The 17,477-nt window shown below is 64.7% G+C and carries 19 protein-coding genes; 5 read left to right on the top strand and 14 right to left on the bottom strand.

Annotation, left to right across the window (positions count from 1 at the left end; translation table 11 throughout):
• Positions 1 to 49: 49 nt before the first annotated feature.
• From Q8Z05_RS13525 to Q8Z05_RS13505, 5 genes are all read right to left on the bottom strand, one after another.
• Positions 50 to 1,075 carry an NADP-dependent oxidoreductase gene (locus tag Q8Z05_RS13525; protein ID WP_305940141.1) on the bottom strand — a complete coding sequence of 342 codons (1,026 nt, stop codon included), beginning with the start codon at positions 1,073 to 1,075 and terminating at the stop codon, positions 50 to 52.
• Positions 1,072 to 1,503: an organic hydroperoxide resistance protein gene (locus tag Q8Z05_RS13520; protein WP_305940140.1), complete on the bottom strand. Its 432-nt coding sequence runs from the start codon at positions 1,501 to 1,503 to the stop codon at positions 1,072 to 1,074. The genes Q8Z05_RS13525 and Q8Z05_RS13520 overlap by 4 nt, the downstream gene beginning before the upstream one ends.
• Positions 1,504 to 1,550: 47 nt before the next feature.
• Positions 1,551 to 1,985 (bottom strand): MarR family winged helix-turn-helix transcriptional regulator, encoded by a 435-nt coding sequence (locus Q8Z05_RS13515; protein ID WP_305940139.1) that lies wholly within the window; start codon positions 1,983 to 1,985, stop codon positions 1,551 to 1,553.
• A 153-nt stretch (positions 1,986 to 2,138) separates the two neighbouring features.
• On the bottom strand, positions 2,139 to 3,338 hold the full coding sequence (locus Q8Z05_RS13510; RefSeq protein WP_305940138.1) for an amidohydrolase: 1,200 nt from the start codon (positions 3,336 to 3,338) through the stop codon (positions 2,139 to 2,141).
• Positions 3,339 to 3,500: 162 nt separating this feature from the next.
• Positions 3,501 to 4,634, bottom strand: a complete 1,134-nt coding sequence (locus tag Q8Z05_RS13505; protein WP_305940137.1) for a mannose-1-phosphate guanylyltransferase — start codon at positions 4,632 to 4,634, stop codon at positions 3,501 to 3,503.
• Positions 4,635 to 4,958: 324 nt separating this feature from the next.
• Between Q8Z05_RS13505 and sdhC the strand changes: the two genes are divergently transcribed.
• The 5 genes from sdhC to Q8Z05_RS13480 all read left to right on the top strand — a co-directional run bounded on the left by sdhC (position 4,959) and on the right by Q8Z05_RS13480 (position 9,375).
• Positions 4,959 to 5,294 carry a succinate dehydrogenase, cytochrome b556 subunit gene (gene sdhC, locus Q8Z05_RS13500; protein WP_043430438.1) on the top strand — a complete coding sequence of 112 codons (336 nt, stop codon included), beginning with the start codon at positions 4,959 to 4,961 and terminating at the stop codon, positions 5,292 to 5,294.
• A gap of 3 nt (positions 5,295 to 5,297) precedes the next feature.
• Positions 5,298 to 5,792: a succinate dehydrogenase hydrophobic membrane anchor subunit gene (locus Q8Z05_RS13495; RefSeq protein WP_305940136.1), complete on the top strand. Its 495-nt coding sequence runs from the start codon at positions 5,298 to 5,300 to the stop codon at positions 5,790 to 5,792.
• Positions 5,793 to 5,915: 123 nt separating this feature from the next.
• Positions 5,916 to 7,715, top strand: a complete 1,800-nt coding sequence (sdhA, locus tag Q8Z05_RS13490) for a succinate dehydrogenase flavoprotein subunit (RefSeq protein ID WP_305940135.1) — start codon at positions 5,916 to 5,918, stop codon at positions 7,713 to 7,715.
• Between the two features lies 1 nt (position 7,716).
• Positions 7,717 to 8,499 (top strand): succinate dehydrogenase iron-sulfur subunit, encoded by a 783-nt coding sequence (locus tag Q8Z05_RS13485; RefSeq protein ID WP_028270493.1) that lies wholly within the window; start codon positions 7,717 to 7,719, stop codon positions 8,497 to 8,499.
• A gap of 105 nt (positions 8,500 to 8,604) precedes the next feature.
• Positions 8,605 to 9,375, top strand: a complete 771-nt coding sequence (locus tag Q8Z05_RS13480) for an alpha/beta hydrolase family protein (protein WP_305940134.1) — start codon at positions 8,605 to 8,607, stop codon at positions 9,373 to 9,375.
• On the opposite strand, the gene Q8Z05_RS13475 is transcribed toward Q8Z05_RS13480, so the two are convergent.
• From Q8Z05_RS13475 to Q8Z05_RS13435, 9 genes are all read right to left on the bottom strand, one after another.
• Positions 9,332 to 10,519, bottom strand: a complete 1,188-nt coding sequence (locus Q8Z05_RS13475) for a YihY/virulence factor BrkB family protein (RefSeq protein ID WP_305940133.1) — start codon at positions 10,517 to 10,519, stop codon at positions 9,332 to 9,334. The genes Q8Z05_RS13480 and Q8Z05_RS13475 overlap by 44 nt on opposite strands.
• Positions 10,479 to 11,012 carry a 2'-5' RNA ligase family protein gene (locus Q8Z05_RS13470; RefSeq protein WP_305943562.1) on the bottom strand — a complete coding sequence of 178 codons (534 nt, stop codon included), beginning with the start codon at positions 11,010 to 11,012 and terminating at the stop codon, positions 10,479 to 10,481. The genes Q8Z05_RS13475 and Q8Z05_RS13470 overlap by 41 nt, the downstream gene beginning before the upstream one ends.
• Positions 11,013 to 11,154: 142 nt before the next feature.
• Complete coding sequence (trpS, locus tag Q8Z05_RS13465) at positions 11,155 to 12,198, bottom strand: tryptophan--tRNA ligase (protein ID WP_305940132.1); 1,044 nt, start codon at positions 12,196 to 12,198, stop codon at positions 11,155 to 11,157.
• Positions 12,199 to 12,218: 20 nt separating this feature from the next.
• Positions 12,219 to 13,052, bottom strand: a complete 834-nt coding sequence (locus Q8Z05_RS13460; protein ID WP_305940131.1) for an exodeoxyribonuclease III — start codon at positions 13,050 to 13,052, stop codon at positions 12,219 to 12,221.
• A gap of 10 nt (positions 13,053 to 13,062) precedes the next feature.
• On the bottom strand, positions 13,063 to 13,626 hold the full coding sequence (locus Q8Z05_RS13455) for a hypothetical protein (protein WP_305940130.1): 564 nt from the start codon (positions 13,624 to 13,626) through the stop codon (positions 13,063 to 13,065).
• A gap of 58 nt (positions 13,627 to 13,684) precedes the next feature.
• A complete protein-coding gene (locus tag Q8Z05_RS13450) occupies positions 13,685 to 14,518 on the bottom strand; it encodes an ABC transporter permease (RefSeq protein ID WP_305940129.1) in 834 nt (277 codons plus the stop codon).
• Complete coding sequence (locus tag Q8Z05_RS13445; protein WP_305940128.1) at positions 14,515 to 15,399, bottom strand: ABC transporter permease; 885 nt, start codon at positions 15,397 to 15,399, stop codon at positions 14,515 to 14,517. The genes Q8Z05_RS13450 and Q8Z05_RS13445 overlap by 4 nt, the downstream gene beginning before the upstream one ends.
• Positions 15,392 to 16,315 carry an ABC transporter ATP-binding protein gene (locus Q8Z05_RS13440; RefSeq protein ID WP_305943561.1) on the bottom strand — a complete coding sequence of 308 codons (924 nt, stop codon included), beginning with the start codon at positions 16,313 to 16,315 and terminating at the stop codon, positions 15,392 to 15,394. The genes Q8Z05_RS13445 and Q8Z05_RS13440 overlap by 8 nt, the downstream gene beginning before the upstream one ends.
• Before the next feature lie 255 nt (positions 16,316 to 16,570).
• Entirely contained in the window at positions 16,571 to 17,476 is a 906-nt protein-coding gene (locus tag Q8Z05_RS13435; RefSeq protein ID WP_305940127.1) for a bifunctional methylenetetrahydrofolate dehydrogenase/methenyltetrahydrofolate cyclohydrolase, read from the bottom strand.
• Between the last annotated feature and the right edge of the window lies 1 nt (position 17,477).

Genomic DNA, 17,477 nt, shown 5'->3' with positions numbered 1-17,477 from the left:
GAGAACTTGTTACCTACCAGTAGCCGCCACCGCAAGTCATGTCCATTTCCTAGATCCGGACCAGCATCTTCCCGGTATTGGCTCCGTCGAGGAGATCCATAAAGGCCTGCGGGGCGTTCTCCAGGCCGTCCACGACTGTTTCGTCGTAACGCACGGTGCCGTCGGCCACCCAGGCGGACACGGTTCCGACGAACTCCGCCATGTGCTGCCAGTACCCGCCGACCAGGAATCCCTTGAGCGTCAGTTGCTTGCCGATGGCCAGCATGAGGTTCCGGGGAGCCGGTGTGGGCTCGGTCGAGTTGTACTGCGCAATGGCGCCGCACATCGCAACGCGCCCGCCCACCGTGAGGGCTGAGAGCGCCGCTTCAAGGTGTTCACCGCCGACGTTGTCGAAGTACACGTCGATCCCGCGCTCCCCGGCTGCTTCCGCGAGCTGCCCCGCCACCGGGCCGTCGTTGTAGTTGAACGCCGCGTCGAATCCGAGTTCCAGCAGGCGCGCCACCTTCTCCGGGGATCCGGCGCTGCCGATCACCTTGGAAGCACCCATCGCCTTGGCAATCTGTCCCACGAGCGAACCGACGGCACCCGCGGCCCCGGAAACGAAGACAACTTCTCCGGGCTTGAACCCGGCGACCTTCAGCAGTCCCGCGTACGCGGTCAGGCCGGTCATGCCAAGGGCTCCGAGGAACGCTGACGCCGGGGCCAGGTCCGTGCGGGCCACGGACGTGGCCGCTGCGTCAAGAACCGCGTATTCGCGCCAGCCGAGGGAATGCACGACGACGTCCCCCACCTTGCGTTCATCCGAACGGGACGCGATCACTTCGCCCACAGCGCCGCCGTCGAGCGCTGCATCCAGCGCAAACGGCGCCGAGTACGACTTGACGTCGTTCATGCGGCCGCGCATATAGGGGTCCACGGAGATGAACTGGTTGCGGATCAGGACCTGGCCGTCCTGCAGTTCCGGAAGTTCAGACTCGGCCAAACGGAAATTTTCCGGGACCGGGCGGCCGTGCGGACGGGATGCCAGCTGGATCTCGCGGGTGGTGCGGGGAAGGGTTTCGGTGCCGGCGCTCATGCGGCCACCTCCAGGATCTTGATGTCGACATTGATGTTGCCGCGGGTGGCATTGGAATAGGGGCAGATCTGGTGCGCCTTGGCCACGAGGGCCTCCGCCGTTGCCAGGTCCACGGCGGGCAGGGCAATTTCGAGTTCAGCGGCCAGGCCATAGCCGGCGCCGTCTTCCAGCGCGCCGAAGTGGATCTTTGCTGCTACGGCGGAGTCCGTAAGGTCGGCCTTTTCCTTGCGGCCCACCAGCCGCAGCGCGGAGTGGAAGCATGCGGCGTATCCGGCGGCGAACAGTTGTTCCGGGTTGGTGCCCTGGCCGTTGCCGCCGAGTTCCACCGGGCTGGCCAGCGCGACGTCAAGCTGGCCGTCCTTGGTGCGGGCGTTCCCGTCACGACCTTCGCCCGAGGCGAGTGCTTCTGCTGTGTAGAGAGTCTTCACGTGGTTCCGTTCTGTTGGATGGAATATCCGGGATGGAAAATCTGGCGTTAGCGGGACGAATGGAGGGCGGCAGTGAGCCTGCCCAGGGTTTCGCGGAGCTGGTCGAGCTCGGCCGCGGACAGGCCTGCGGCATCTGCGAGTTGCTGGGGAATGGCACCGGCCCGGGCGCTGAGGGCAGTGCCCGTGTCCGTCAGGAAGACCTCCACGCGGCGCTCATCCTCGCCCGAACGCTTCCGCTCCACGAGGCCCAGGGATTCGAGCCGCTTCAGGAGCGGGGACAGGGTGCCCGAGTCCAGGCCCAGCTCCTCCCCGAGCTCGCGGACACTGCGGGGCTGGTTCTCCCAGAGCACCAGCATGACGAGGTACTGGGGATAGGTCAGGCCAAGCTCGTCCAGCATGGGCCGGTAGACGGCGGTGGCCGCCTTGGACGCAGAATACAGCGCGAAGCACACTTGGCGGTTCAGGCGGGGGGCATCGGTCATGGAAAAAACGATATCGCACAATTAGATTGTGCACAACTTATCTGCGTCGGAAGGAGCGCGAACGGGCACTTCCCGCCCCAGCAGAAGCGCGAACGGACAGTTGAGGCCCCGGGTCAGGGGACTCAACTGTCCGCTCGCGCTTGAGGGTGGGGCTTAGAGGTCGCGGATCGTGCGGAGTGCTGCCGCCGTCAGAACCTGGATGCCGTAGCCCAGGGCACGCTCGTCGAGGATGTAGTCGCCGCGGTGCAGGTCGTATTCCTCACCGCCGGGCGTCTTGGTGCCCAGCCGCATCATGGCGCCGGGCAGCTCCGCCAGGAACCAGGCGAAGTCTTCGCCGCCCATGGACTGGGGCGTGAGGACCACGGCGCTTTCGGCGATTTCCGCGCGCGCCGCCGCCTCGATCAGGGCCGTCTCATGCTCGGAGTTGACCACGGGAGGTACACCGCGGGTGTGCTCCAGCCGGACGTCCACGTTGTAGGGCGCAGCAACCTGGTGGACCACTTCGTCCAGGAGTTCGCCGGCGCTGTGCCAGGCGTCGCGGTCCAGGCACCGCATGGTTCCTGCCATGTAGCCGGTGCCCGGAATGGCGTTGGGGGCCGAGCCGGCCGAGATGTGTCCCCACACGACGGACACGCCGCTTCTGACATCCACGCGGCGGGACAGGACGGCCGGGACGTTGACGGCGATCTGCGCCAGCGCGAAAACGAGATCCTCGGTGAGATGGGGCCGGGACGTGTGGCCGCCGCGTCCGGAAAGTTCGATCCGGATGGTGTCCGAGGCTGACGTGATGGCACCGATCCGGGTGCCGATCTTGCCCACGTCGATACGCGGGTCGCAGTGCAGGGCAAGGATGCGCGGCACGCCCTCGAGCACGCCCTGCTCAATGCAGGAGTGTGCCCCGCCGGGCATGGTCTCTTCGGCCGGCTGGAAAATGATCCGGACCGTGCCGCCCAGCGGGGACTCCTGGTGCATGCGGTGCAGCACCAGGGCGATCCCCAGCATGGTGGTGGTGTGGACGTCGTGGCCGCAGGCGTGGGTGACACCGTGGTTCTTGGACGCGAACGGCAGGCCCGTCTCTTCAATGATGGGAAGGGCGTCGATGTCGCCGCGGAGTGCCGTGGCGATGGGACCCGCACCGACGTCGACAGTGAGGCCGGTGCCTTCGAGCCGGCGGGGCTTCAGGCCGGCGGCCTCGAGCCGTTCCGCCAGCTTCTTGGTGGTCCTGAACTCCTTGAAGGACAGTTCAGGGTGCGCATGGAGATCACGTCGGAAATCGATCAGTTCCGGCAGCAGGGGCTCCAGCCACGGCCCCACGAGGGCGGTGGGCTCGGCTTCAGTAGTGTAGTTGCGCACGACACAACTCTAGCGAGGCTGCCCCGAATACCTGCATCAGCGTCGGAGGGTTACGGATCCGGGAGCCCGCTCCCGGCGCCTTAAACGGCACGGCCCGGGGATCCCCCAATGCGGGGAACCCCGGGCGGGTCCGGTTTCTATCAGCGGCTGGAGCGGTCCGGCCTACAGGACGTCGGTATCGCCGCTGGCCTTGAGGGCGTCCACGGCAGCCTTGACGCGCTGGGAGTGGGCCATGGTGGTGACCAGCAGGGCATCCGGCGTGTCAACAATGACCACGTCCTTGATGCCGATCAGCGCAATGACGCGCTTGGTGTCGGTGACCACCACGCCGCTGGCATTTTCGGTGAAGACCCGGGCGCCTTCGCCGAGGACCGTGACATCGTCCACTTCCCTGGCACTGTTGAGCCGGCCAACGGAGGCAAAGTCCCCGACGTCGTCCCAACGGAAAGCACCAGGCACGACGGCGACGTCTCCGGCAGCAGCGGCAGGCTCCGCCACTGCGTAGTCGATCGCGATCTTCGGCAGGGTGGGCCAGACGCGGGCGGTGACCTCATCGCGTTCCGGGGTGTCCCAGGCCTGGGCGATCTCCGTGAGCCCCTTGAAGAGTTCCGGCTGGTTCGCCTCTAGGTGCTTGAGCATCAACGACACGGGCGCGACAAACATGCCTGCATTCCAGACATACTCTCCGCTGTCCACGTACTGCTGGGCTACGTCCTCGCTGGGCTTTTCAACGAACTCCACCACGGCCTGCGCGCTCGGGGCGTTCGTGACGCCAAGGTTCTTGCCCGAGCGGATATAGCCGAACCCGGTGGACGGGTGCGTCGGCTTGATGCCGATGGTGACGATCTTGCCGGCCGCGGCCGTGTGGATGGCCTCGCGCACGGCGTCCTGGAAGAGGTCGTCGGGGCTGATCACCTGGTCCGCGGCGAAAGAACCCATGATGATCTCCGGATCCCGCTGGTACAGGATGGCGGCGGCAAGGCCGATGGCCGCACCGGAGTCCTTGGGTTCGCTTTCGAGCACAAGGTCGGCGTCCTGGATCTCCGGAAGCTGGCTGCACACTGCGTTTCGGTGGGCAACGCCGGTTACGACGAGCACGCCCTTTCCGGCGAGCGGCTCCAGACGGTCATAAGTGGCCCGCAGCAGCGTACTGCCGGAACCGGTGAGATCATGAAGGAATTTTGGGGCTGCTGCGCGTGACAGGGGCCAGAGGCGGGTCCCCACTCCGCCTGCAGGAATTACCGCAATAAAACGGTCCAGCGGTGAATCCCGGCTTGTCACTAGGTCTGTAGTCATCAGGGCCTACTTTAGCTGACTAGCGCGCTGATACCGGCAGATGCCGCCTGGACGGCACCGCAACGCCGCTGCGAAACACCGTCATTGGGGCGGCGATGTGGCGTTCGTCTCAAAAATACGCAAAAACCGCGCGGGACGGCGTCACCAAGGAGTTCCTGAATTGAATAAGCTGTGAGCGAAGCCTAGATTTAGGCTTGAGCTTACGAGTGCTCTCGCAGCAGGCGTTCCCCCCGCGTGGATCCCATGCCAGCGCCGCTGTGTTGCAGGGAGGTTTATTCAGTGCCGACAAAACCAGCTGGCACCTTGTACCGCGGCCGTGAAGGCATGTGGTCCTGGGTTGGACACCGCATTACCGGTGTAGTGATTTTCTTCTTCTTGTTGGTCCATGTGCTGGACACCTCATTGGTGCGCGTGTCCCCCGAGGCATACACCGCCGTGATCGGCGCCTACAAGAACCCCCTCATGGCCCTGGGTGAAACGGGCCTTGTCGCAGCGATCGTGTTCCACGCCTTCAACGGCCTGCGGATCATCGCCGTCGACTTCTGGAAGAAGGGCGCTAAGTACCAGCGCCAGATGCTGTGGACGGTCCTGGTTCTCTGGGTCATCGTCATGGTGGGCTTCTCCATCCGCCACCTTTCCCTCGCCTTTGGAGGTCACTAAGCCATGACAGCAACCATTCAGAGCCCCCGCAGTGGAAAAGACGGCGGGAAGCCGGGCGCAGGACTGATTGCCCCCAAGTACCGCCGCAGCGGCGCGTCGAAGGGCAGCTTCGAAATGGCTGCGTGGCTGTTCATGCGGCTTTCGGGCGTTGTCCTGGTGGTCCTGATTTTCGGGCACCTCTTCGTTAACCTCCTCGTGGGCGAAGGCATCCATGCCATCGACTTCGGCTTCGTGGCCGGCAAGTGGGCCGATCCGTTCTGGCAGTTCTGGGACCTGGCCATGCTCTGGCTGGCCATGCTGCACGGCACCAACGGCGTCCGCACCATCATCAACGACTACGCCGAGAAGGATTCCACCCGCTTCTGGCTGAAGATCGTCCTTTACGCCGCAACAGCCGTCATCATCATCCTGGGCACCCTGGTGATCTTCACCTTCAACCCGTGCCCGCTGGACGTCAACGGCGTACCGCTGCCCGGCGGCTTCTGCCCCGCAGCCTAATCAGTTCCGTTTCCTCCCAGGGGGAATCAGCTGTGCCCGCACTGAGCGGGTCGATGGTTTTACGGTGCGGGCTCCGCCCGCCCGTGGTTTTATAGCGAATTTTGAGAGAAAGAGCGTCTTGGTATGCAGGTCCATAAGTACGACGTCGTCATCGTCGGTGCCGGTGGCGCTGGCATGCGCGCCGCGATCGAATCCGGTCAGCGCGCGCGCACAGCAGTACTGACCAAGCTCTACCCCACCCGCTCGCACACCGGTGCGGCGCAGGGTGGCATGTGTGCGGCACTGGCCAATGTCGAGGAAGACAACTGGGAGTGGCACACGTTCGACACCATTAAGGGCGGCGACTACCTGGTGGACCAGGACGCAGCCGAAGTCATGGCGAAGGAAGCCATCGACGCCGTGCTGGACCTGGAAAAGATGGGTCTGCCGTTCAACCGTACGCCGGAAGGGCGGATTGACCAGCGCCGCTTCGGCGGCCACACCCGTGACCATGGCAAGGCTCCCGTTCGCCGGGCCTGCTACGCGGCTGACCGTACCGGCCACATGATTCTGCAGACGCTGTACCAAAACTGTGTCAAGCACAACGTTGAGTTCTACAACGAGTACTACGTCCTGGACCTCCTGACGGTCGAGGAAGACGCCGTCCGCGAAGACGGCACGCCGTACAAGCAGAAGCGTGTTGCCGGCGTCGTGTCCTACGACCTCGCATCCGGTGAGCTGCACGTGTTCCAGGCCAAGTCCGTGGTGTTCGCTTCCGGCGGCGCCGGCAAGGTCTTCAAGACCACGTCCAACGCCCACACCCTCACCGGTGACGGCATGGGCATCGCCTTCCGCCGCGGCATCCCCTTGGAAGACATGGAGTTCTTCCAGTTCCACCCGACCGGCCTTGCCGGGCTGGGCATCCTGCTTTCGGAAGCAGCCCGTGGCGAAGGCGCCATCCTGCGCAACTCCGAAGGTGAGCGCTTCATGGAGCGCTACGCCCCCACCATCAAGGACCTCGCACCCCGCGACATCGTGGCCCGCTCCATGGCCAACGAAGTCCGCGAAGGCCGCGGCTGTGGCCCGAACAAGGACTACGTGCTCCTTGACCTGACCCACCTCGAGCCGGCGCACATCGATGCGAAGCTTCCGGACATCACCGAGTTTGCCCGCACCTACCTTGGTGTTGAGCCCTACACGGAGCCGGTTCCGGTGTTCCCGACGGCGCACTATGCCATGGGCGGCATTCCCACCAACATCACCACCGAGGTCCTGCAGGACAACGACACCGTGGTGCCGGGCCTGTACGCGGCCGGTGAAGTGGCCTGCGTTTCGGTCCACGGCTCCAACCGCCTGGGCACCAACTCGCTGCTGGACATCAACGTCTTCGGCAAGCGAGCCGGCATCGCCGCCGCTGAGTACGCCAAGACCGCTGACTTCGTGGATCTTCCGGCGGACCCGGAGGCCTACACCATCGAACTGCTGGACATCGCCCGCAACGGCACCGGCGACGAGAAGGTGGCCGTGATCCGCAAGGAACTCCAGGACACCATGGACGCCAACATGCAGGTGTTCCGCACGGCCGACACGTTGAACCAGGTCCTGAAGGATATCGAGTCCTTCGAGGCGCGGTACAAGAACATCAGCGTCCAGGACAAGGGCAAGCGCTTCAACCTGGACCTGCTCGAGGCCGTGGAGTTGGGCTTCCTGCTGGAACTGGCCAAGGTCATGACGGTTGCAGCCCTGCACCGCGAGGAATCCCGCGGCGGCCACTTCCGCGAGGACTTCCCGGACCGCGACGACGAAAAATTCATGAAGCACTCCATGGCGTACAAGGACGACCACGCCCCGGCTGACGGCTCTGCAGAGGCAATAGCCGGCATCCGACTGGCCACCAAGCCGGTTGTCTTTACCCGCTACGAGCCGATGGTGAGGAAGTACTAAGATGTCCGCCGAACTTGCTGAGCCAGCCTCCAAGATCGAACTGCCCGCACACATCGGAGGCGGCGGGGAGATCCCGACGTTCGACGTCACCCTGCGCGTGCGCCGCTACAACCCCGAGGTGTCCGAGGATGCCACCTGGGACGACTTCAAGGTGACCATGTACGGCACCGACCGCGTGCTGGATGCCCTGCACAAGGTCAAGTGGGAAATCGACGGCAGCGTCTCCTTCCGCCGGTCCTGCGCGCACGGCGTCTGCGGTTCCGATGCCATGCGCATCAACGGCCGCAACCGCCTCGCGTGCAAGACCCTACTGAAGGACCTGGACACGACCAAGCCCATCACCGTGGAACCCATCAAGGGCCTGCCGGTGGAGAAGGACCTGATCGTGGACATGGAGCCGTTCTTCCAGTCCTTCCGCGAGGTCATGCCGTTCCTGATCAACAAGGGCCACGAGCCCACGAAGGAACGCCTGCAGTCCGCTGAGGACCGTGAGCGCTTCGACGACACCACCAAGTGCATCCTTTGCGCCGCCTGCACGTCTTCCTGCCCGGTCTTCTGGACCGACGGCCAGTACTTCGGCCCGGCAGCAATCGTGAACGCGCACCGCTTCATTTTCGATTCCCGTGATGACGCCGGCGACATGCGCCTGGAGATCCTTAACGACAAGGAAGGCGTGTGGCGCTGCCGCACCACCTTCAACTGCACCGAAGCATGCCCCCGCGGCATCCAGGTCACGCAGGCCATTGCCGAGGTCAAGCAGGCAATCCTGTCCCGCAAGATCTAGCACCGTTTTCCCAACGGAGTACCAGCCGACGGCGCCTCTCACCTTTCCGGTGGGGGCGCCGTCGTCGTTCTCCGGAACGTACCGAAACGCAACGAAAGGGCTCCCATGTCCCGCTCCGAAAAAGTCAGCTTCGAAGGATCCACGGGTGAACTGCTCTCCGGCATCATCGACGTTCCGGAAGGCCCGGTCAAGGGCTGGGGTGTGTTCTCGCACGGTTTCACCCTTGGCAAAGACAGCCCTTCCGCGTCCCGGATGTGCAAGGCGCTGGCGGACAACGGGGTGGGCATGCTGCGCTTCGACAACCTGGGCCTCGGCGAATCAGCCGGTTACTGGTCCGAAGGCTCCTTCAGCCATAAGGTGGCAGACACCGTGAGGGCTGCGGAGTTCATGCGGGCCGAGGGCAAGCCGATCTCCCTGCTGGTGGGGCATTCATTCGGCGGTGCGGCGGTCCTGGCTGCTGCCAAGGAGATCCCGGAGCTCGACGCCGTCGCCACCGTGGGAGCGCCGTTCTCGCCCAAGCATGTGGCACATGTCTTTGACGCGGCCCTGGACCGGATCCTGAGTGAAGGCAGCGCCGAGGTTGACCTGGGCGGCAAGCGCGTGGAGATCCGCCGGCACTTCGTCGAGGACCTGGAGAACGCGGACCTGACGGACTGCATCAAGCAGCTGCACAAACCCCTGATGGTGCTGCACTCCCCCACGGACAACACCGTAGGGATCGAGAACGCCAGCACGATCTTCCAGACGGCGCGCCACCCGCGCAGTTTCGTCTCCCTGGAAGGCAGCGACCACCTGCTGACCGGCAAAGGCCAGGCTGCCCGGGCCGCGAAGATTATTTCCGCGTGGGCCGATCAGTACCTCGACGCCGGACGGTAGCAGTCGGCCGTTCCCGCACTGACAGCCGCTCCCGCTCCACCGGGGTTTTTCCCGGCTGGACCTGGCGCGAACCCCAGCCGGTTGCCTTCGCGGCCGGGGCATTCTTCAGGTCTTCTTCACGGACGGCGGACCACGCCGCTGAGACCAGGTAGACCTGGCTGACCAGGTTGAACCAGATGAGCAGCCCGATGATGATGGCGAACGGAGCCAGAATCGGGTTTCGGCCGGCGTTGGCAAGCAACTCCGTGCTGAAGATCTGGAGGATTGTGGTTCCCACGGCCGACAGGATGGTGCCTTCCAGCAGGGCTCGCCGCGTAAGTTTCAGCCCGGCCGCCAGCCGGAACATGATCACTGCCGTCACCCAGCCCAGCGCCAGCGGCACGCCCACCTTGATGGACGTGGTCAGGGGCCAGGCCATCACCGGGTCCAGCTGCAGCTGCTCGGTGACCCACCCGGCCGCGGTACCGAAAATGAGGGAGGCGCCGGCGCTGAGCACCAGCGCAACGCCCAGCAGCAGCAGCGTGCCGGCGTCCCGGAGCTTCTGTACCACCGGGTTCATCTTCCGCGGGCGGAGCCGCATCACGCCCCGCAGACCCTCCCTGACGCCTGCAATCCAGCCCAGGGAGGTCACGATGGTCACGACGGCAGCGATGACCGCGGTCCAGCCAAGGCCGGAGGGATTCAGGAGGTCCTGCGGGTCCACCAGGCCGTCGCCGCCGTCGACCTTCACCAGGCCCGGCGCGCTGGCGGCGACACTGCTGACAATCCGGTCCAGCAGGGCAGGCTGGCCGCTCAGCAGCAGGCCGGCGACGGAAAAGCCGGTGGCCAGAAGGCCGGTGATGGAGAAGAACATGTTGAAACCGATGCCGGCGGCCATCAGCGGCCCGTGCTGCAGGTTGTAGTGCTGGAACGCACGCATGGGACGAAAGGCGTTCAGTCGTGCCAGCAGCCACTGGAACATGGCCAGCAGCCCTGGCATGGCGCCGCCGCCTGACCTGCGGGCCTTGCTCCACTCAACCTTCTTGCGGCTCACTTCCAGCTTCAGCCGGGCGCGCTCTGTCGGTAGCGGAGGTTCAGCCGCCGCCTGCGCTGCCTGCGCTGACTCAGCCGGACGTGCCTCGGAGGTGGTCAGTTTCGATGCCAAAGTCGAGTTCTTCCCGTAGCTGCCAGATGCCGTTGATGTCGTGCTCGTACAGCCCCATGCTAACCACAGGGAACGTGGCCCGGTAATCCTTCAGCACCGTTTCGGCCTCATCCAGGCTCTCCGGCGCCACATCGTGGGCGATGGTCACATGCGGGTGGTAGGCAAACGGCAGTTCCCGTTCCAGCGGCCCGGTCTGCAGTTGTTCGTGCAGGTTCACGCAGTGGCCGAAACCGTCTTCGACGTTCAGGAAGACCACCGGGGACACGGGCCGGAACGAGCCGGTCCCCGCGATGGTCACCGTAAACGGCTCCTGCCGGCGCGCGATTTCGCGGACGTGGTTCCGGGTGGCTTCCCAGTCCTTGGTGGGAGTGGTGGTCACCAGCGTGATGTGTGCCGGAATGACGCCGGCCATGGGGTCTCCGAAGGACGCCCGCCAGCGCTGGAGCTCCTCGGCGATGTCCGGGGGGAAGCCCAGGATAACGCCGACGCTCATTTCCTCGGTCCGGTCCCTGCGCTTACGCGGGACCGTGCCCCGGCCCGTGGCAGCCTCATCATCGGCGTCTACGAATTTTCCCTCTCCGCGGTACGCAGGGGACTTTTCGTTGGCAGTGACTTTGCTGGCGGATGACATGGGGCTAGCGGACTCCTGCGAGGCTGAGGGACGGGAGGAAGCCCATGCGCTCATAGACCTGGCCGAGGGTCACGGAGGCGATTTCCCGGGCCCGTTCAGCACCGCGGGCAAGGAGCCGGTCCAGTTCCGCCGGGTCCTCCATCAGTTCGTTGGTCCGGTTCCGGAGGGGCGTGATGAAGTCCACCATCACGTCCGCGAGGTCAGTCTTGAGGTGGCCGTACATTTTGCCCTGGTATTCTGCCTCAAGCTCGGCCACGGTCTTGCCGGTGAGCGTTGAATAGATGGTGAGCAGGTTGGAAACCCCCGGCTTGGCTTCGGCGTCGAACCGGATCTCCGTTCCGGCGTCAGTCACTGCGGACTTGATCCGCTTCGCCGCGAGCTTGGGGTCTTCCAGGAGCTGGATGGAGCCGTGGGGCGATCCGCCTGTCTTCGACATCTTGGCCGTCGGGCTTTGGAGGTCGTAGATCTTGGCCGTGGCCTTGAGGATCGTGGCCTCAGGCACTGTGAAGGTGTGGCCAAAGCGGGTGTTGAAGCGCTGGGCCAGGTTCCGGGTCAGTTCCAGGTGCTGGCGCTGGTCCTCGCCCACCGGGACAAGGTCCGTCTGGTAGAGGAGGATGTCCGCTGCCATCAGGGTGGGGTACGCGAACAGGCCGAGCGTGGCGGCGTCCGCCCCCGACTTCTGCGTCTTGTCCTTGAACTGCGTCATGCGGGACGCCTCGCCGAACCCGGTGATGCAGTTCAGCGCCCACGCGAGCTGGGCATGTTCAGGGACATGGGACTGGACGAAGAAGATGCTTTTGTCCGGGTCGATGCCCGCCGCGATGTACTGGGCGGCAACCACGCGGGTGCGCTTGGCCAGCTCTGCGGGTTCGAAGTCCACGGTGATGGCATGGAGGTCCGGGATGAAGAACACGGCGTCGTATTCCGCCTGCATGTCAACCCAGTTGCGGACGGCGCCGATGTAGTTGCCCAGGTGGAGCGAGTCCGCTGTGGGCTTGGCACCTGAGAGGATGCGTTTCTTGGTCACCGGAGAAGTCGAGCTAGTCATTGTGAGAAAAACCTTCGGGCTTAGAGCTGGTAGTCCACTACCAGCGGTGCGTGGTCGGAGAAGCGGGTGTCCCATGACGGTGCCCGGTCCACCACTGCCGAAAAAGCCGCGGCAGCGAGGGCGGGGGTGGCCATGTGGTAATCGATGCGCCAGCCTGTGTCCGTATCAAAGGCCTTGCCGCGCTGGGACCACCAGGTGTAGGGGCCGTCGACGTTTCCCGCCAGGCCCCTGTGGACATCCCTCCATCCGATCTCCTCGCCAAAGAAGCGGTCGAAGTACGCACGTTCCTCGGGAAGGAATCCGGCGCGCTTCACGTTGCCCTTCCAGTTCTTGATGTCCAGCTCCGTATGGCCAACGTTGAGGTCACCCACCACGAGGGCATGGTCGCTGTGCTTGGCCAGCTCGGGAAGGCGGCGCGTCATGACATCCAGGAAGCGGAACTTGTCGTCCTGCTTGGGGGTCCCGGCCTCGCCGGAGTGAACGTAGGCGCTCACCACCGTCAACTGGGTGGCTGCACCGGCGGCATCCCGGACGCGGAAGTCCGCCTCGACCCAGCGCCCGGCGGTGGCAAAGTAGTCATCACCGATGTGGGACCGTGTTGCCAGCGGCTCCTCGCGGGAGGCAATGGCGACGCCGGCGCGGCCTTTGGCCTCGGCTTCCTCGTGCAGGATGAACCAGCCCTCGCCCAGGAGTTCACGGACGATCTTGTCCGGCGCCCTGACCTCCTGCAGGCACAGAATGTCCACCCCGCGGGGCTCCAGCCACTCTGCCATGCCGTTCCGGTAGGCAGCGCGGAGGCCGTTGACGTTGACTGATGCGATGCGAAGGTGGTCCTTCTCCAATGCCGAGCTCACCCGCTCCACTCTAGTCGATGATGGTTCCGCTGACAGGTTCGTCAGCGCCGCCGGAGGACTTGATCATGTCCCGGGCGTTGGTGGCCGTGATCTCGATGGTTTCCAGTGCGCGGCGGACGGTGTCCTGATCCGCGGCAGCGCCCTTGGCCCGTTCCTGCTCGACGACGCGGACCTGCACCTGCACGATCTTGAAGGAGTGGTCCAGCTTCATGTCCCGGACTTCGTCGGCTTCGTTGCGCGACCGGACCAGGCGGGTACCGCCGTGGTCGGCGCTCCCCGGCGACGGCGCGCGGCCGGTCGCGGCGTTGAAGGCGTTCTGCGCCTCGTTCAGCTTGGCGGTGGCCTTCTTGGCCGCCTTCTGGATGCTGAACACCACGAACGCTGCCAGCGCGAGCCAGAAGCCGGCGATGACTGCCACCACCCAGCCGACGACGTCGTTCTGGTTGGCAGCGAAGATGACGGCCACCACAAAGGCGATGACAAACAGCATCATTCCCGGCCCGCTGATTCGCAGCATGGAAAACCCGCCCTTGGCCGGGTTGGACGCAGAGTGAGGGTTACCCAAAGTTCGCATGGCTCCATTGTCTCAAACGCCGGGGCAGGAAAATGGACGCTTCCACCCCGGGCGAACGCTACTTCAGGAACAGCTTGCGCAGGCGCCCGGCCGTGAGCATCACTCCCAGCACGATCATCACGAGGTAGTACCCGATGTGGACCGCTGTGGCGGGGGTGAAAATTCCCACACTGATCTGCCGGAGCAGCTCCACCCCGTGCCACAGCGGCATTGCCTGGATAAGCCACTGGATGTACTGCGGGTAGACGCTCAGCGGATAGAACGTGGCGCTGAAGAGGAACATCGGCAGCATCACGAAGTTGATCCAGTCCATCTGCTGGAAAGTCTTCATGAAACTGGTGATCCCCATACCGAAACTCGCAAAGCCGAAGGCGATCAACACCGAGGCGGGAATCATGAGGATGGCCCACGGTGTGGTAATCAGCCCCATAACGCCCATCACCGCGGTGAATCCTGTGGCGTACAGCAGGCCCCGCAGCAGGGCCAGGAAGATCTCCCCCATGGCCACGTCCAGCGGTCCCAGGGAGGTGTACAGCATGCCCTGGTACAGCTTGGCGAAGTTCATCTTGAAGAACACGTTCCACGTGGAGTCGTAGACGGCCCCGTTCATCGCTGAGACGGCCAGAAGTGCCGGGGCGATGTATGCCGCATAGCTGATTTCCTGGCCGCCGGGACCCTGCACTGCGCCCACGATGGCGCCTAGGCCGACGCCCATGGAGATCAGGTACAGCACGGGCTCGAAGAAGCCGGAAAGCATCACCATCCAGTTGCTGCTCTTGGTGGCCATGAGTCCGCGGGCAATGACCGCTTTGACGTTCCGTGAGTACATCGGGCCGAAGTGGCGGTTCCGTGCAGCCTCGGTGACGCTGTGGCCTTCAGTGAGTGTGCTCATTGCCCCAGCCTCCTGACGAACTGGCGCTTGGTGAGCATCCAGCCCGCCACGGCGAGGCCAACCAGGAACACGATATGCAGGATGGTCAGCAGCGGCGGCTCATCGTGGCCGTAGCTGAAGACACGGCCCAGTTCGGTGCCGTGCCAGATCGGCGAAATCCAGCCGATCCACCGGACCACCAGCGGCAAGGAATCGAGGGGAAAGAAGGTTCCGGAGAAGAGGAACAATGGAGTCACAATGAACCTCATCACCATGGCGAACTGGCCCTTGTCCTCCTTGATGGAGGCGGCATAGGCCATCAGCGGCAGGCCGAAGGAGAGTCCCGCCAGCGTGGCCACCAGGATGGAGACCCAGCCCCAGCCGCTGGGTGACGCGCCGAAGAGCGCCACCACCGCGAAGTAGATGGCGGATTGCAGCAGGAACCGCAGTGTCACGGCCATGATGTGGCCTGCGGCGATCTGTTCAGGCGTGAGCGGGGACGCGTGCGGCCCGTAGTAGACCCGACGCCACTTGAAACCGTCCATGACCGGGAAGGTGAATTCGTTGGCCGCGGTCATGACGGCCGCCGAGATCAGCAGGGCAGGGGCGATGAACGCGAGGTAGCTGACACCGCCGAACACTCCCCCGCCGCCCGTGTCCACGAGCGTGGCCAGGCCCACCCCCATGGCGAAAAGGTAGGCTACCGGCTGGCCCACGCCGTACATCACGATGGTCCAGCCGTAGCTCTTCATCACGCGGAGGACCTGCTCTGCGTAGTAGAAGGATCCCCAGCGGCGGGCCCGGGCCGCTGACACGGCCGGCGAGTGGGCACGCAGCACAGCAGGCACAGCCGGTCCGCGGCCGCCGTCGTCCGTTACAGGGGGCGCGGATTGCTCAGTCAACGAGGCTCCTGCCGGTGAGGCGGAGGAAGACATCCTCCAGGGACGACCGGCGCACCAGCGACGTGAGCGGACGCAGTCCGCGGGCGGACACCTGCTCAAGCGCCGCCTCGCCGTCGTGCGCGTAAATCAGCACGCGGTCCGGGAGCGTCTCCAGCCGCTCGCCGATGCCCTCAAGCTCAACGCCGATGGTGGCGTTGCGTTCCGAACCGAAACGCAGTTCCAGGACTTCCCGGGTGGAGTACTCACGGATCAGGCTGGACGGTGAGCCTTCGGCCATGATCCGGCCCTTGTCCACCACAATGAGGCGGTCGCACAGCTGTTCCGCCTCATCCATGTAGTGCGTGGTCAGGATGAGCGTGACACCCTGCTCCTTGAGCCGGAAAAGCCTGTCCCAGAGGATGTGCCGGGCCTGCGGGTCCAGGCCCGTTGTGGGCTCGTCCAGCAGCAGGATCCGGGGTTCGTTGATCAGCGAACGCGCGATGGTCAGCCGCCGCTTCATGCCGCCGGAGAGCGCGTCCACCTTGGATTTCGCCTTGTCCGTCAGCTGGGCGAACTCCAGCAGTTCATCGGCCTTGGGCCGCAGGTAGCTCATGGGCAGCCCGAAGTACCGCCCGTAGACCAGCAGGTTGTCGCGGACCCTGAGTTCCTCGTCGAGGTTGTCCTGCTGCGGCACGACGCCCAGGTGGGCACGGACTTCGGGGCCGTGGCTTTCAGGATCCAGCCCCATGATGGACAGGCTTCCGGAAGTGCGCTGGGAGACCCCGCCGATCATCTTCATGGTGGTGGACTTGCCGGCCCCGTTGGGGCCAAGCAGGCCGAAGGCCTCACCGGCCGGAACGCTGAAGGAAATGCCGTCGACGGCGGTGACGTCGCCGTACGTCTTGGTGAGGTTTTCGGCGGTGATGACGTACTGCATCTGGTCGCCCCGGCTCTGGCTGCGGGATGGTTTGCTTGACAGTTCTTCGTTGGACACAAGTTCAGGCACCCACACAACGTTAGTACTCACGTTCGAACAAAGAAAGAGTTGGATCTCAAAAAATCCATTCGATGTGTATTGCCCGCGTGGGCCTTGCTTTTGCCAGCAGGGACACCGGTTAAGCGCAGCAGGGCGTCTCTTCCCGTCGGGAGGAGGCGCCCTGCTGAGACCTACAGCATTTCAGCCAGCAGACAGTCAGCCTGCGTGGCTTTCCGCTGCCAACTGGCGTTCCGCGGCTTCGACCACATTGGTCATAAGCAGCGCCACGGTCATGGGACCGACGCCGCCGGGGTTCGGCGAAATCCAGCCGGCTACCTCGGCAGCGGCGGGATCGATGTCGCCGTGGACCTTGCTCTTGCCCGTTTCTGGATCTGTTTCACGGGTGACACCGACGTCGAGCAGGGCCGCACCCGGCTTGACGTCCGCAGCCTTGACGATGTGCTTGGCACCCGCCGCGCCTACAATGACGTCCGCCATCTTCAGCAGCTCCGAGAGGTTCTTTGTGCCGGTGTGCGTCAGCGTGACGGTGGCGTTCACGGCCCGCCGGGTCAGCAGCAGGCCGATCGTGCGGCCGATCGTGACACCGCGGCCGACCACGACGACGTGCTTGCCCGAGAGGCTGTAGCCGTTGCGTTCCAGGAGCTCGATGACGCCACGGGGCGTGCACGGCAGCGGCGAGGTGATCTCGCCGTTGACGTTGAGCACCAGCCGGCCGAGGTTGGTCGGGTGCAGGCCGTCGGCGTCCTTGGCGGGGTCAATCCGCTCAAGGATGGCGTCGGTGTCCAGGTGCTTGGGCAGCGGCAGCTGCACAATGTAACCGTGGCAGGCCGGGTCCCCATTGAGTTCGTCAATGAGGGCCTCAACCTGGGCCTGGGTGGCATCCGCCGGAAGCTCACACTGGATCGAGTTCATCCCGATCTCCACAGACTGCTTGTGTTTCATGGACACGTACAGCTGCGAGGCAGGATCCGCGCCCACGAGCACAGTGGCAATGCCCGGAGTGACTCCGCGGGCCTTCAGGGTGGCGACACGCTCGGACAGTTCGGACTTGATGGCGGCAGCGGCCGCCTTTCCGTCAAGGACCTTGGCGGTCTGCGCCATG

Origin of the sequence: Arthrobacter oryzae (assembly GCF_030718995.1) — a bacterium.
Taxonomy (GTDB): domain Bacteria; phylum Actinomycetota; class Actinomycetes; order Actinomycetales; family Micrococcaceae; genus Arthrobacter; species Arthrobacter oryzae_C.
Note: the sequence above shows the minus strand (reverse complement) of the source record. Positions and strands in the feature narration are given on the sequence as shown.